The following is a 14,212-nucleotide window of genomic DNA, read 5'->3' as shown; positions in this document are numbered from 1 at the left end:
GTTGTACAGTGTCTTATGTGGACCGTATTCCCGGGGCGCATCACGCCAGCGCAAGCCATTACGGTTCACAAAAATGATCCCGCTCAACACTCGACGGTCATCAACACGAGGTTTGCCGTGGCTCTTGGGAAAGAATGGTCGCAGGCGCTCCATCTGATCGTCCGTCAGCCAAAACAGGTCGCTCATCTTCAGTCTCCTTGCAGAGCCTGAATCAAAATTCCCTACAAAAATCAATGGGTCCTGAGCCTAGATGCCAACTATTATGTTCCTTTAATATTCCGAAAATAATCAGAATTTAGAAAATTTCTCGGAAGAAATTACATTAATAATTAAGATATTTAACCATTTCAGTTTTTAGATAAAGCCTATCAGAATAAATAGTCCGCTTTCGGGATTAATACGGCGTGTTCGTATGTCTCATAAGTAGGCGACTGCCGCCGCTCTGTTCTGGTTTTCTTGAACAGACAGGAGAATTGGGGGGAGCAGAATGACGGTTATCGGGAAACGATAACCGAAAGCCGCTATACCCTGCGCCCATGTTCATGACGCCTATCGACCGTTCAGATCAACCACTGCGAATGTCCGGTTCGGACAAAAAGCTGGCGATAGTCAAGCCGAACCGACTGCCGTCAACCAGCGTGGCAGCGCGCTGGTCTGACGTAGCACATAATAAGCCAGCGTGTTGCTGCCGGCGAGGCCGAGCCCTACGAGCAGCATCGGCCAGACGCGGCGTAGATGGGACAGCACGATCGGCACCAAGAAGATTCAATATGGTGGTTTACGTGATGTCATTATGAGTTGACATCTGGCGCTATAATAGCCACAAACGTGGTATGGAAGTTGACAAGCCCCTCATATTCGCACTCATTGACGCAGCCCTTTCAGCTGATTACACCGGCGTTCGTCGGCTTGGTGCTCAGATTGCCAAAGGCCTTTCGGAGCAAAACGACATAGAGGGAGCGAAAGCTCTGCAAAGTTTGCTGCGTAGGCGCGGCGTGCCGCTACAGGCGTCCGGTTATGCTGAGGCGTTGCCACGCGATGCGGGCTCGCGGTTGCCGCTAATCGAAGAAGGCCAGTGGCCGACCACCCCAGTTATGATGGGCGGACAAGCAGGCCATACGGTTTCCCAGTTTATTGAAGATGCCCAGCATATTGACCTGCTGACACAAAAGGGGGTGTCTGCGCGTCTCGGCCTTTTAATTTACGGTCCGCCCGGCACGGGCAAGACCTTGTTGGCCGGGCATATCGCCGCATCGCTCAAACGGCCGTTCTACATCGCGCGGCTTGATTCGCTGATCTCGTCGCGACTGGGTGAAACCGCCAAGAATATCCGCGAGATTTTCGACTTTGTGCCGGCGCGTAACGCCGTGCTCTTCCTTGATGAAATGGATGCCGTGGCGAAAATCCGTGACGACCGCCATGAGCTTGGCGAGCTAAAGCGTGTCGTTAATACTGTGCTGCAGGGTCTGGATTCGCTCACTGATGATGTGGTGACGATAGGCGCGACCAACCATCCACATCTGCTCGACCCGGCAATTTGGCGCAGGTTCCCGTATAAGGTCGAGCTGGGTCTGCCCGATCAGGATGTCCGCACGAGTCTGTGGCAGCATTTCCTCTACCAGGATGGAGATACGCATCGCGATCACGCGTTGTTATTATCACGGGTGTCGGAAGGCCTGAACGGTGCGGACATCGAAAACATCGCCTTGGCAGCGCGTCGTCGTGCCATCCTAGGCAATCGCGAACCTAGCCTGAGCCAGATCCTTATGGCCGTTCGTGGTTCGCGTGCCGGCAGCCCGCAGCTGTTGGATAATCGAGAGCTGGACACTGCCGATAAAAAAGCCCTTACCCATATGCTCGATGAGATTGGAGACGTCAGCCAAGCCGAGATCGGGGAAATTGTCGGGGTGAGCCGGCAGATGGTGCATCGCTACCTAAAGGAGGCGGAGCATGGCTGATCCGCAGAACAATCCTCTTCTCAATCCGGTGCTGCGCTTCGTGCGCGCCCCCAAGCCCGCACGTGTCAGCGGTGGCGGCAAAACGTTCAACAACATCATGGTTGAACGCCTCCCTCGGCAGCGCAAGGTGCTCGCCGAACAATTCACCGAGATGGCCAATTCTGCTGGAAAACGCCCCAGCTTTGGCGGGCGGATGGTGGTGTATGCCGCGATGTTCGATGACTCGCTCGCCGCCAGTTGGACGCCCTCAGACCTCTTCCATCCATCGCATGGTGTCCGACTGATCGCGCCGTATCGGACCGGCTATCTTCTCGAAATGCCGGTAAAGTCGCTGGCGGGCTATGCTGCGCTCGTACGTAATTCCACGCAGATCAAAGAGCAGGTGGATATTTCGCGCGTTGAAGCTGTACGGTTTTTCAATAATCATGATGCGATGGCTGCGCCGTCGCTCGACAAGCTATGGGAAGCGGCTCCGGAAATCGAAGGTGGCCGAGCGTTTGTCGTTTGGCTTATGCCAATGAAGGAAGAGATCGCCTCCGAGGAGGTCATGCGCGATTTCGCGGCGCTGCGTGACGGCACGATCGCGCCCGCACCAGCCTTGCTCGAAAATCTCGATCTCAATGGTGCCGATCTCCCCGCGCCATTGCGTCGTTCGCTGCGCAGAGTCGCTGCGACCGGCGACCGGATCAATGTCGCCCTTCGCGAATATAGGCAGACCCAGCGCGCTCGCACGACGGTCATCCTTCCCTCGGCCGCAGCGTTGGATGCATTGGTGGGTTCGGGCACGGTGTTCCGCATTGAGCCGGTCCAGCCCATCGGTTCGACATCACCTGGCGAAGGGCGTGAGCCGGATCGTCCTCTGCCGCAGAACATAAAGCACCTCCCCATCGTGGGTGTAGTTGATGGCGGACTCACGGCCACATCCTACCGATCGGCCGAGGCATGGCGTGCACCGCCCTTCTTCCCCGACCGCGACGCAGACACTGTTCATGGGAACCGCGTGACATCGCTCGTCGTGCAGGGCCATGACTGGAACAACAATCTCACGTTGCCGCCACTCTATTGTCAGATCGGCACCGTCCAGGCCGTGCCGAAGCGTGGCGCGCGGGTGTTCTTCGATCCGCAGGCTTTCATCGTCTATCTCGACGCGATCATGGCGGCCAATCCCGAAACGCGGGTATGGAACTTCTCACTGAACCAGCCTGTCGATTGCGAGTACGATCAGGTTAGCCCGCTTGGTCACGACATTGCCGTAATTGCTCGCAAACACTGCGTTCTACCGGTTATTTCCATAGGAAATAAGCCCGGAAATTGCCTTCAGCCGCCAGCGGACTGCGAGGCCGGTCTCACCGTGAGCGGCCGCCTTCACGACGCCAATGGTGCACCTTCCGCCCCCTGCCCGGTCAGTCTTGCTGGACCGGGGCCTTGCTCCATGCTCAAACCCGACCTGTCGCATTATTCGCATGTGCGGGCGCTCGGCGGCGCCGTCATCAAAGGCGCGAGCTTCGCGACGGCCCTTACCAGCCCGCTGGCGGCGCACACTATGCACCGTCTGCGCGACGCATCTCCCGATCTGGTGAAGGCGCTGCTGCTGCATCACGCAGATGGCGGGATTTACGATCCATCCATCGGTTTCGGTACGCCCCGCGTCGAAGCCATGCCGTGGGAATGCCGCCCGGGTTTCGTCACCTTGCAATGGACGGCCGCTTTGCGGCCTGGCGCTGCGTTTCACTGGGAGCTACCGATCCCCGCGTCGCTACGCAAGTCGGGCAAGCTTAAAGGCAGCGGCGCGTTGACGGCGATCGTTAATCCACACCCGATGGTCTCGGAGTTTGCCGGGCCGAATTATTTCGGCGTGCGCCTGGAAACTGCGCTGCAGTTCCAGCGTGGCGTTACGGACAAGGGCGAGGTGAAGTTCAACAACCTTCTCGGGGCACTGGATACCGGGAAGGTAACCGAACAGGCCGCACGGGCCATCGACCATAAATGGAGCCCGATCCGCCATCACCGCCGCGATTTTCGCAGCGTTGGGTTCGAGGGCGACACGCTCCGGGTCTATGCGCGAATCTTCCCGCGCGATCTCTATCATTACAATTTCAGCGCAGCTGACGAAATTCCGCCGCTCGAAACAGTATTTGTCCTGTCCGTTGGCACAGGCGACGAGAACGACGATGTGTTTAATGAGCTTCGGGATCAGCTCGGCGCATTCGTCGAAACGTCCCTCGTCGATTCTGATATCGATATCGATAATGAAGGACTTTGATGATGAGCAAGGATACAGACCGAACTATCTATCGCCGCGCATCGGACCATAAATGGGTCGATAAACGCAACGGCGCCGATCGAGGTTTCGTTTTTGATACCCAGCGTGAGGCGATCCTGTCGGGCCGAGGCAAACTCATCAACGCCGGCGGTGGTGAGCTCACCATAAAAGGCCGGGATGGTTTGATCCGCAGCAAAGATACGCTGGGGGGCGGCAACGACCCAAATCCGCCGCTCGATCGGGAACACTGACCGTAACCGTGCTCGCGGAGTTGTCGACCTTGCCGGGACGCTCCGACGTGCTAATTGTGTGAATAGTTCCGTTCGCTGTATCGCCGTTACATGTTGATGGCTGCCAGTCTGATTTCGGCCCGCCTCGATCGCATGTGGCCATGAGTGCGATGCCGGTGTGGATATCCGGTTCTAACGAGAGCTGCAGTTGGCTACCACCATTTGAATGACGGAATAGTTTCAAACGCGGTCTATCGCGCCTCGCCTGACAATGTCGGCTTCCGGGCAATCGCTATCACCACTTCGATGTCTGCCTTGAGGCGACTGCCGCCTGCCTGTTCTGGTTCTCTTGAGCAGACAGGCGAATTAGGGGGGGGAAGCGAAAGTCCGCTATCTGCGCTTGAACGTAAAATAGCAGACGTTCTTATTCATCTAAACTGTATGTCGAACGATGTGAAAACCTTCGTCTGGCATGGGCGGCGTGAAACCTTGAGAATGTAACGTTGCCGTTGATAATCTCACTGCACGATCCAGAGCAATTCAACCGTATGAAAGCCAATGAATGTTTGACACAGGGAAGTTTGTATCCGTTGGCGATACAAATTTGTTCGTCTCTGAAGCCGGGAACCCAAAAGGAAGAGTTATAGTCCTGCTTCATGGTGGCTTGCAGAGCCGTCTCGATTTCATCCCACTCGCAAAGCATCTCTCAGAAGATTACAGGCTGATTGCTATTGATACGCGTGGGCATGGTCGATCCGGTATCGGGACCGCCCCTCTGACATATCGACAGCTTCAGGATGACTTTACCGTGGTTCTTACCACGATGGGGCTGCAAAAATCCGGTATAATTGGGCACAGTGACGGTGGCATTGCCGCCCTGCGTCTGGCTGCATCTCATGCTGTACAACCGGAGTTTATCATAGCGGTCGGCGCGCATTGGGTGTTGCCAGAAAATGATCCGGCCCGGCAGATTTATCAGACGATCACTCTTGAAAAATGGCGTGCGATGTTCGGGAGCCAAATATCGGTCTACAATGCGGAAAATCCCGACCCGGATTTCGACAAGCTATTCACGGCGGCGACGCAGATGTGGCTCGGCTGCGATGAAGATGCCTATCCCGGCGCGTCTGTAAAAAACATTCGGTGCCCTCTGCTCGTAGTGCATGGTGACGACGATATGCTGGTGTCGCGGCAACAGACCTTCGACCTTACTGAGCAGGTCAAAGGTGCCAGGTTACTTAACCTGCCCTTCGCTAAACACACGCTACTTGAAGATATGCCTGAGAGTGTTTTTCCCTTCTTACAGGATTTCATGACGCGCGTTACAATCTGAAGGTTATGCAGTTTTATGTCCCGTCATAACAATCCCTTTCTCATTCCCCAATGTCTGCCATGTAGGCGGCTACAGCCTGTCTGCTCTGTTTCTGCTGAGCCGACAGGCTATTTACGGGGATTAGAGGACTAGCGGCTATCTGTTGGAAAATGCACCGAAGCAGCCGTTGCTAATCTGCTTCGGAGATGCTTTTCAAAAGAGAACCTTATTAATGCGGCTCAAGCTTAGAAGAAGGATAAAGTCTGCGGGCAACGCGCTCCATGGTTAGCCCCTGTACGATGATTGTGAACACGACCACACCGTAACAGACCGGCAACAGCAACTCGCGTAAGTCTCCTGGTGGCAGCCCAAGTGCCAGAGAGACCGAAATGCCGCCACGCAGGCCACCCCATGTCAGGATACCCAGAATGCGGCCCCGTTCCCATTGCCTGAGCTGGGCCGGAAGCGTTGAAAAGAACACACTCAATGCCCGCACAGCAATGGACAAAGGGATCACGGCAAGTGTGGCCAACATCGTAAACAGATGCGGCGTAATCTCCAGGATTTCAAAGCCGATGAGCATGAACAACAGGACGTTCAGCACTTCGTCAATGAGTGTCCACGCGACGTCAAGGTCCTTGCGGGAAGCTTCATCGAAAACGGAGTGGCTATAGTTTGTTCCGAAGCATAGACCGGCCATGACGACGGCGATCGCCCCGGACATTCCAAGCTGATTGGCGATGCTGAACGTTCCCGTGGCCAGAGCCAGCGATGTCAGCAGGTCAATATGCGGATCCCGCTGCCCCTTGAGTACCCGGAGAGCAATCCATCCGGTCAGTGCGCCCAGCAGACCCCCACCGATTGCCTCGCGACAGAAACTCAGAGCAATCTCGGAGACGGTCACTCCCGGACTTCCCCCGGTTGCCAGTCCGATCGTCACACCGAAAATGACAACGCCCACGCCATCATTGAACAGACTTTCACCTGCGAAAACCGCCTGAAGCGGTCCCGGCAGACCCAGACGTTTCAGCATACCGACGACCGAAACCGGGTCGGTTGGTGCTAAAATGGCACCAAGGACGATGCACCATGTAAAAGGAATGTCCTGACCTAACAGGGGGAAGACGTACCATGCCGCGATCGCCAGCAAGGCAACAGCCAGAACTGTTCCCAAAACAGAGAGAGCGGCCACGGAGGCAAGCTTTGCGCGCAGATGTCCAACATCCACTTGCATGGCCCCGGCAAACAGAAGGAAGGATAACGCGCCATTCAGAAGGGCCGTAGGGAGATTGATGGCTCCAAGTACAGATCTCGGAAGAGCCTGGAGGTCATAGGCTGGTATCAATGGATTCAGGATCATGATCAGCAGGGAAGCCAGCAATGAGAAAATCAAAACACCAATCGTTACAGGAAGATGGAATGTGTGGTGATTGAGAATGCTGAAGCCTGCCGAGAGGGTCAGGAGCAGAGCGAGGAGGCTGATGGTATCCATGCCGTCACCGCTGGACACTTCCGCATCTTACGTCAAGGAAAACTGGTTACGCCTGCTATCGGGAAAGCGTGATAGTTCGTTGGCCGACAGAAATGAGGGCACTCCTGCCTGTCTGCTTCATATTCCTTGAGTGGACAGGCCGTTTGGAGGGAGCAACTCCGATGCGATTTTGTCCGGACTAATGGCGTAATCTGACAAGGGGCAGATAGAACATGCCAGTCAAACCGGATTCATTTTCCTTACTGACTATAGCATAAAAGCAATCCGCTGCTCCTGAGGAGATGTCAGCTTGGTCGACCGGCCATCTTCTGGCGAAGGAGATTGCCTTTCCCCGAACCTGCGGCACTGACGCCAAGGATGCCCACAGCAATGGCGAGCATTGCAGCAGTCACCCAATGCAGTCTCTCCAGAGGCAGTCCGTGCGCAAGTAATGCTCCTCCTATGGCCGCGCCAGCGGCCGTTCCGAAATAGATAATGGAGTGATTAATGGCGATAAGAAGTGGGCTGTTGGAGGGTGCCAGAGCGATCAGACGTGCCTGCTGTGGTGCGAAAGTGCCCCAGCCAGTAACAGACCAGATTGCAAGCGCCACGGCGGTTGTGATGGTTGTCTGCAGGCTCAATCCCATTGCGGCCTGATTGAGGGCAGCCACAAATAGACATGCCATGAGTGGCTTTATAGCTCCGAACCGATCAACCAGCCGGCCGCCAAGTTGACTGCCCGCCAGTCCACCACATCCGTAAGCCAGAAAGAGAAAGACGATGGTACGTGGCTCATGGTGCCGGGCCAGAAGAGCGCCAAGATAAGTATAACTCATCAGATTGGCGGTGTTCCAGAACACGCTTGGCAGCATGGCAAGAAGGATTGTTGGATCTTTAAGAGGGGCAAACCTCGCTGCAATGCTGACGACGGCGGCGTGTCTTACTGGTTCCTTTGGTGGCCGGAGGCACAGGATGATGGCAGACAGTGTCGAGACTGCCGTTACCAGCCAGAAGGTCATACGCCAGCCGAGTATATCGCCGATCGCCGTCCCGACCGGGACGCCGAAGACGGCCGATCCAGTGAAACCAAGCGCCACGGCAGAGAGCGCCGCACCTTTCCGGGCATCTGGCGCGAGAGATGCGGCGAGGGAATAGGCTGTGGAAGTATAGAGGGCAGCGACAATACCAGCGATAATCCGGGCAGCAATCAGGACAGCATAAGATGGCGTTGTGGCACAGAGCATATTCGCGATGGCAAACATGGTCAGGGTGCCAATGACGATCCGGGTTTGCCTGAAGGCCGCGGTAAAGGGCACGACAACTGGCGCGATAAGGGCATATGTCAGGGCGTAGGCTGTAACGATCTGGCCAGCACCGTTGAGATCCACATGTAGGCTGGTCGCGACTTCGGGCAGAATACCCGAGATGACGAACACATCTGTCCCGATCGCGAAGGTGCCGAGAGCAAGAAGCCATATTCTGGGGTCTAGAACGGCGGAAACTGAAGACTTCACTGGTCTTATTCTCTTTGTCGTGATGCAGGTCGGGTAAGTAGATACGCATAAGTGCGGCAGACACCGTTGTCGAGAAACACTCTCACGCGATGCCGCGTCTGTTTTGTGCTTAGACCGCTATATAATGTCTGCTCTCTGCTCCGTCCTGGAAGGATCCCAGTGTCGGGGATATAGGCGAGTGCTGGCCGTCCGCTTAATTTCTGATCTCAGTGGTTCTGACCGGGTCATTCCATGAGTTGGCAGTTTGACTGGCGATGCGACGCAGGTCCGCATTGTCATATGTCCGGCATCCATCGGCTGCCCGGCTCACAAGCCCATCAATCGCCTTCGCAACAGTTTCTGCGTGAATGGCGCCATATCCGGCAAGTCTGCCAACCATGAGCGGCGTCAGTACCGTAGCCAGTCGCTGACCGATCGCCTCCATCGGTTGTGCCTCCGCACGCTGACCCAGCAGCATGCCGGGGCGTATGATGTCCACACGGCTAAAACCGAGCGCCCTGATGTCGCGCTCGATTGCGCCTTTGGTCCTGAGGTAAAAACCGGGACCACCCGCTCCCACGGAGGAAACGAGAATGAACTGACGCGCGCCAGACGCATGCGCCCCTCTGGCGAAAGCGAGGACGTAATCGTGATCGACGCGAAACATCGCCGCCTGCGATCCGGCAGCCCGGATGGTCGTGCCCAGACAGGAAATCGCCACGTCAGCTCCGGAAGGGACCGCATTACGCAATGTCATTTCCGGCGCAGTACACAGATGCTCGAAATCAATGACATGATCGGATGCGGATGCTTTCCGACGTGTCAGGCTGGTGACGATAATGCCGGAGCGCGCGGAAAGGTCCGCATCAACGAGACGTCCGATGAGACCGGTGGCGCCAATAAGCAGAACGCGCGTTGTCATCGCAGGATAAAATTTGTGATAGCGTCGGTGAATTTACCGAACGGCGGCTGAAGCAGCGTTGCTGCATTGAGGCGGCCCTGCCTGTAAAGGCCACGAGGATGAGTGAGCGCCATGAAACCTTCTTTCCCATGATAGGCTCCGATACCGCTGTCTCCCACGCCACCAAACGGCAGATCGTCCTGCACATAATGCATCAATGTGCCGTTGATGGTGACGTTCCCTGAAACCGTGCGCTTCAGAAGCCTGTCGCACTCAACGCGGTTGTCGCCAAAATAATACAGGGCCAGAGGCCGGGGACGCGCGTTGATGAAGCCGATTGCTTCGTCGAGAGTCTGGTATGTCAGCACCGGGAGGACCGGTCCGAAAATCTCCTCCTGCATGACCGCCATTTCAGGTTTGGCGTTTAGTATGAGAACCGGCGCAAGGACATGGCTGGCGGCTGAATCGCTGCCCATCCGGATGACCTGTGCACCATGCTCCTCAGCATCACGGATCAGACCGCTCAGCCGTTCATAATGATGCTGGTTGAGGATTGCTGTATAATCGGGTGACCCGGCATAACTACCCGGATGCAGCTTTTGCACGGCCTCCTGCCAGGCCGTGGCAAAAGCGTCCCTGTCGTTTTCATGAACCAGCACATAATCCGGCGCGACGCAGGTCTGCCCGGCATTGGTCAGCTTGCCGAACGCAACCCGGTTTGCCACCCGCTGTATGGAAAAACCGGGTTCGACCACCACGGGAGACTTGCCGCCCAGTTCCAGGGTAACGGGGGTTAGATTGCGTGCCGCCGCCTCTGCGACCTTCTTTCCGACTGCTGTGCTGCCGGTGAACAGGAGATGATCGAAGGGCAGAGCCGAGAACGCGGCGCCGACTTCGCCGTCTCCCGTGACGACGGAAACCTGCTCGGGCGGAAAGACGACCTGAACGATCTCGCCGATCGCCGCCGATGTGGCCGGTGTGAATTCCGAGGGTTTGAGCATGGCCCGGTTACCGGCGGCGATTGCTGTCGCCAGCGGCACCAGGGCCAGCGAGACCGGATAGTTCCACGGTGCGATAATCCCCACGACGCCCACAGGCTGCCGGACCACCCAGGCGCGACCGCACTGGAAATAGGCCGATACATGACGGCGTTCCGGTTTCATCCAGCGTCCCAGATGCGCGATCATGTAATTGATCGACTGCACCAGCGGGATCAGTTCCACGATGGCGCTTTCCCGTTCCGATCGCTGGCCGAAATCCGTTTTCAGGGCGCGCACGATGTCACTCCGCCGTTTCAGGATTTCGGCTTTCAGGCGCCGCAGATCGGTGCGGCGCTGTTTCAGGTCGGGTGGTCCGTCATGCATGAAGGCGGCACGCTGGCGGTCGAGAATACGGTGCAGGTCAGCGGGAGTAACATCGGACATTGCGTCCTCCATGTTTACACGGGAAACTTATGCGGGCAGGATATGGAGTATGACGATCTGACGTCAACAAAGTTTCTTCTGTAAACATGGATCTCACGGATGAGTGAAACGAAAGAGCGTCCCTATCATCATGGCGATCTGCGCCATGCCCTGGTCGAGACAGCCCTCACCATGCTGGCCACGGACCAGAGCTGGACTTTCACGCTGCGCGAAGTCGCGCGACGCACAGGTGTCAGTCACGCAGCTCCATACAAGCATTTCCGCGATCGTGAGGATCTCCTGCGGGAGCTGGCCCGGATTGGTTTTGTTCGGCTCGGTCAGGCCATGACGCAGGCTATGTCCTCCTCACAGTCCTCTACGCGCGAGAAATTCGTTGCTGGAGCGCGGGCCTGTATTGCTTTCGCAATTCAAAATTCCGGCCTGTACCGTTTGATGTTCAGCACAGACGCCGACAAATCAGCGGACCCTGATCTACATGCAACAGCCATGGGGACATTCGGAATTCTTCTGCAGCTTCTGAAAAACGGACAACAGGACGGCAGCTTCCGTCCGATTACCATCAACGCGCTGGCGGCAGCAGGCTGGGCGCAGGTGCATGGTCTCGCGATGCTGGCAATTAGTGGACAGCTTCTGGAAGAGAAGGTTGGGTCGGAGCCAGTTCAGGCAGCGTTGGACGTGTTGCTGGAGGGAATGTGTCGTACGGATTGAACAGCCTGTGCCTTGATCTCCGCTTCCCATATGCTCGATATAGAAGGCGATTACCGCCTCTCTGGTTTACGTTTGTGCATCAGGTTGTCATTCTCCGATCCGTATTACCAGTTTACCAAAGTGCTCTGCGACCCGCAGAGCATCGTATGCAGCCTCTGCGTCTTCAAACGGAAAGACGCGATCAATCTGCGGTGTAATGTTCGTCTTGACCAAGGCCTGTAAGGACGCGACCGGACCAACATAAATCCCTTGGAGCGTGATCCGCTTTTCAAGAAGAACGCCCGTATCGACCGGACCTTCAAAACCCGTCAGGACGCCCATAAGCGAGATCCGGCCGCCGAGGCGGGTCGATTTTAACGTTTTGTTCAACGTTGCTGGGCCAGCGACATCGACAGCCAGATCCGTACCCACTCCATCTGTTAGACGCAGAACTTCGTTCTCCCAGTCTGGCACAGTGCGATAGTTGATCAGGTGATCGGCACCTAGGGTCCGGGCGCGTTCTAACTTCTCATTCGAACTGGACGTTATGATCACACGGGCGCCTGCCATCTTGGCAAGTTGCAGTGCAAAGATCGACACCCCTCCGGTACCAAGAAGGAGCACGGTCTCCCCCGGTTGGACGGGGCGTCGCTCGAACAGGGCGGACCATGCCGTAACGCCTGCACATGGAAGCGTGGCGGCAGCCTCGAAAGTCATGGCGTCAGGAATACGTACGACGCCAGTTGCGGGCACCACGATCCGCTCGGTCAGAACCCCATCAAAGCCTGGGCCGCCAAGGCTTGCCCTTCTGGCGTCCGTGAATTCACCGTCCAGCCATTTGGGCATGAAGGCAATCACGACACGATCGCCGATCGCATGCCCCTCGACACCGTCACCCATGGCGGAAACCACTCCAGCGCCATCCGACAGCGGAACCACATCGCTGAAGCGTTGCGCCATAATGAGGTCGCGGTAGTTCAGGGATGCCGCCCGAAGATCGACGACAATTTCGCCATGGCCCGGACGAGGGTCTTCACTATGGACGAGTGTCAGTTTCGGGAGATCATGTTCTGTCAGGATATAGCGTCGCATGGAGATTCTCCTTTTCCCTAACGACATATATCCTTATCTGGTTACTGGCAGGAGTACGTACAAAATGAACATGTACTATCATGGATGATAGTGTCCCCCGTAGAGGCCGTCGCCGACAGGCTGGTCGCACGGGCTGTGCTGTGGAAGCAACGCTCTCCGTTATCGGCGGGATCTGGAAGCCGGTCCTGCTGTTTCATTTGCTGGAAGGTAAACTGCGCTTTAATGCGCTTTGCCGTTTGGTGCCTTCGGCAACAGCCCGGATGATCACACTGCAATTACGGGAGCTTGAGGCAGACGGCGTCGTCAATCGTATTGTCTATCCAGAGGTTCCGCCGAAAGTCGAATACGAATTGACTGAACTTGGACGATCTCTTGAACCCGTTCTTGTCAGTATGCGGGACTGGGGCGCCCGGCTTCAGAAGACATAGATCGTCGGAATACCAGTCCGACACAATTCAATGGCGCCCCAAAACTGAAGCGAGACATCTCTGTGTTGCAGAGTAGAAGGGGCCGCTCAGCTCATCCGATAAGATCTTTTTCCTTTTTCTCCCGTTCAGCGTTTACGCTGAGTTTTTGGTACGTCCCTAATGCCATGACCATAAAAGTTGCTACCACCAACAGGGCTGCCGGATAGAGAATGTCTTCGGGTGCCTTTCCGCTTCGCTCGAACACTCCCACAAGCCCCTCGATAAAGACGGCAATAATAATTGTTGTCATAAATTTTGTGAGGCTGACCCGTGCTTCGGAGAGGGACTGCTTTTCCCGAGAGCGTAAAACTTCTTCTTCTATAAAATACTTGGCAACGTCAAAAACTGCTATGGCGATCACAACATAGCTGATTGCCTGAACAATTTCTTCTCTTCCATCATTCAGAGATAATATGAATGCAGATATTAATCCGATAGCGCCGGATACAATGAGTAATGATGCAAGTATGATCAGGAGAATACTTGCAAGTAAAAAGGCCACCCTTGAGATGTTTGTTATTTTATAAATCAGACATCTCCTTTAAAATATTATGTTTAATTTCGATACTATTCAGTAATTACTCCAATAAAATTCGGAGCAAGACCTCCATTAACGGCTAATTGATCTGCCACCACACTCTCAGTCTTCCAATGTAATAGCGACATCGGCATTGGCAGAAAGCCTGACCGTTCCGTTTTCAATATCAGCGATGAGACCCACCGAAATATATCTTCGTGGGCTGGCCTTTAGATCATCCTGGGATATCTGTATGCGATGCTTCTCTATTTTCGCCACATAACCCATGTGAACGCCATCAGCCCCGATGATTTCGGAACCTTTTTTAATATTTGTGAGATCAGACATGACACCAAGACCTGATAGTTAGAGACACATAACGCCCTCAGGAATGAAT

15 protein-coding genes are annotated in these 14,212 nt (G+C 55.6%); 6 read left to right on the top strand and 9 right to left on the bottom strand.

Annotated elements, in window-relative coordinates:
• Together KP707_RS11335 and KP707_RS11330 are read right to left on the bottom strand one after the other, a co-directional pair.
• Positions 1–186 (bottom strand): transposase (locus KP707_RS11335; protein ID WP_215769419.1); only part of this gene is annotated, 186 nt, incomplete at its 3' end.
• 423 nt (positions 187–609) lie between these two features.
• Positions 610–747 (bottom strand): hypothetical protein, encoded by a 138-nt coding sequence (locus tag KP707_RS11330; RefSeq protein ID WP_215751947.1) that lies wholly within the window; start codon positions 745–747, stop codon positions 610–612.
• Positions 748–833: 86 nt separating this feature from the next.
• Between KP707_RS11330 and KP707_RS11325 the strand changes: the two genes are divergently transcribed.
• The 4 genes from KP707_RS11325 (at position 834) to KP707_RS11310 (ending at position 5,784) form a co-directional block, all read left to right on the top strand.
• Positions 834–1,958 (top strand): AAA family ATPase, encoded by a 1,125-nt coding sequence (locus tag KP707_RS11325; RefSeq protein WP_215751946.1) that lies wholly within the window; start codon positions 834–836, stop codon positions 1,956–1,958.
• Positions 1,951–4,221, top strand: coding sequence for a S8 family serine peptidase (locus KP707_RS11320; protein WP_215751945.1), 2,271 nt, complete (start codon positions 1,951–1,953; stop codon positions 4,219–4,221). Before KP707_RS11325 ends, KP707_RS11320 begins: the two co-directional genes overlap by 8 nt.
• Positions 4,221–4,472 (top strand): DUF2188 domain-containing protein, encoded by a 252-nt coding sequence (locus tag KP707_RS11315; RefSeq protein ID WP_215751944.1) that lies wholly within the window; start codon positions 4,221–4,223, stop codon positions 4,470–4,472. The genes KP707_RS11320 and KP707_RS11315 overlap by 1 nt, the downstream gene beginning before the upstream one ends.
• A 541-nt stretch (positions 4,473–5,013) precedes the next feature.
• Complete coding sequence (locus tag KP707_RS11310) at positions 5,014–5,784, top strand: alpha/beta fold hydrolase (protein WP_215751943.1); 771 nt, start codon at positions 5,014–5,016, stop codon at positions 5,782–5,784.
• 208 nt (positions 5,785–5,992) lie between these two features.
• Here the strand turns inward: KP707_RS11310 and KP707_RS11305 are convergent, their stop codons facing one another.
• The 4 genes from KP707_RS11305 to KP707_RS11290 all read right to left on the bottom strand — a co-directional run bounded on the left by KP707_RS11305 (position 5,993) and on the right by KP707_RS11290 (position 11,052).
• Positions 5,993–7,255: a sodium:proton antiporter gene (locus KP707_RS11305; RefSeq protein ID WP_215751942.1), complete on the bottom strand. Its 1,263-nt coding sequence runs from the start codon at positions 7,253–7,255 to the stop codon at positions 5,993–5,995.
• A 284-nt stretch (positions 7,256–7,539) separates the two neighbouring features.
• Positions 7,540–8,748: an MFS transporter gene (locus tag KP707_RS11300; protein ID WP_215751941.1), complete on the bottom strand. Its 1,209-nt coding sequence runs from the start codon at positions 8,746–8,748 to the stop codon at positions 7,540–7,542.
• 193 nt (positions 8,749–8,941) lie between these two features.
• Complete coding sequence (locus KP707_RS11295; RefSeq protein WP_215751940.1) at positions 8,942–9,649, bottom strand: NAD(P)H-binding protein; 708 nt, start codon at positions 9,647–9,649, stop codon at positions 8,942–8,944.
• A complete protein-coding gene (locus KP707_RS11290; protein ID WP_252348861.1) occupies positions 9,646–11,052 on the bottom strand; it encodes a coniferyl aldehyde dehydrogenase in 1,407 nt (468 codons plus the stop codon). The genes KP707_RS11295 and KP707_RS11290 overlap by 4 nt, the downstream gene beginning before the upstream one ends.
• 99 nt (positions 11,053–11,151) lie before the next feature.
• Between KP707_RS11290 and KP707_RS11285 the strand changes: the two genes are divergently transcribed.
• Positions 11,152–11,760 (top strand): TetR/AcrR family transcriptional regulator, encoded by a 609-nt coding sequence (locus KP707_RS11285; protein WP_063902827.1) that lies wholly within the window; start codon positions 11,152–11,154, stop codon positions 11,758–11,760.
• Between the two features lie 87 nt (positions 11,761–11,847).
• Here KP707_RS11285 and KP707_RS11280 read toward each other — a convergent pair whose 3' ends face one another.
• On the bottom strand, positions 11,848–12,831 hold the full coding sequence (locus tag KP707_RS11280) for an NAD(P)-dependent alcohol dehydrogenase (protein WP_215751938.1): 984 nt from the start codon (positions 12,829–12,831) through the stop codon (positions 11,848–11,850).
• 80 nt (positions 12,832–12,911) lie between these two features.
• Between KP707_RS11280 and KP707_RS11275 the strand changes: the two genes are divergently transcribed.
• Entirely contained in the window at positions 12,912–13,259 is a 348-nt protein-coding gene (locus KP707_RS11275; protein ID WP_063902825.1) for a helix-turn-helix domain-containing protein, read from the top strand.
• Between the two features lie 91 nt (positions 13,260–13,350).
• Here KP707_RS11275 and KP707_RS11270 read toward each other — a convergent pair whose 3' ends face one another.
• Positions 13,351–13,818, bottom strand: a complete 468-nt coding sequence (locus KP707_RS11270) for a hypothetical protein (protein ID WP_063902824.1) — start codon at positions 13,816–13,818, stop codon at positions 13,351–13,353.
• Positions 13,819–13,938: 120 nt separating this feature from the next.
• Positions 13,939–14,163 (bottom strand): DUF2171 domain-containing protein, encoded by a 225-nt coding sequence (locus KP707_RS11265; protein ID WP_215751744.1) that lies wholly within the window; start codon positions 14,161–14,163, stop codon positions 13,939–13,941.
• Positions 14,164–14,212: the final 49 nt, after the last annotated feature.

Origin of the sequence: Gluconobacter sp. P5E10 (assembly GCF_018812145.1) — a bacterium.
GTDB lineage: Bacteria > Pseudomonadota > Alphaproteobacteria > Acetobacterales > Acetobacteraceae > Gluconobacter > Gluconobacter cerinus.
The sequence above is the reverse complement of the archived record's forward strand: the minus strand, read 5'-3'. Positions and strand labels throughout refer to the sequence as shown.

Coding starts and splice junctions, on each gene's coding strand:
- KP707_RS11265 (WP_215751744.1), bottom strand. CDS start 14,163: ATGTCTGATCTCACAAATATTAAAAAAGGTTCCGAAATCATCGGGGCT.
- KP707_RS11280 (WP_215751938.1), bottom strand. CDS start 12,831: ATGCGACGCTATATCCTGACAGAACATGATCTCCCGAAACTGACACTC.
- KP707_RS11275 (WP_063902825.1), top strand. CDS start 12,912: ATGGATGATAGTGTCCCCCGTAGAGGCCGTCGCCGACAGGCTGGTCGC.
- KP707_RS11290 (WP_252348861.1), bottom strand. CDS start 11,052: ATGTCCGATGTTACTCCCGCTGACCTGCACCGTATTCTCGACCGCCAG.
- KP707_RS11295 (WP_215751940.1), bottom strand. CDS start 9,649: ATGACAACGCGCGTTCTGCTTATTGGCGCCACCGGTCTCATCGGACGT.
- KP707_RS11315 (WP_215751944.1), top strand. CDS start 4,221: ATGATGAGCAAGGATACAGACCGAACTATCTATCGCCGCGCATCGGAC.
- KP707_RS11320 (WP_215751945.1), top strand. CDS start 1,951: ATGGCTGATCCGCAGAACAATCCTCTTCTCAATCCGGTGCTGCGCTTC.
- KP707_RS11305 (WP_215751942.1), bottom strand. CDS start 7,255: ATGGATACCATCAGCCTCCTCGCTCTGCTCCTGACCCTCTCGGCAGGC.
- KP707_RS11285 (WP_063902827.1), top strand. CDS start 11,152: ATGAGTGAAACGAAAGAGCGTCCCTATCATCATGGCGATCTGCGCCAT.
- KP707_RS11325 (WP_215751946.1), top strand. CDS start 834: ATGGAAGTTGACAAGCCCCTCATATTCGCACTCATTGACGCAGCCCTT.
- KP707_RS11310 (WP_215751943.1), top strand. CDS start 5,014: ATGTTTGACACAGGGAAGTTTGTATCCGTTGGCGATACAAATTTGTTC.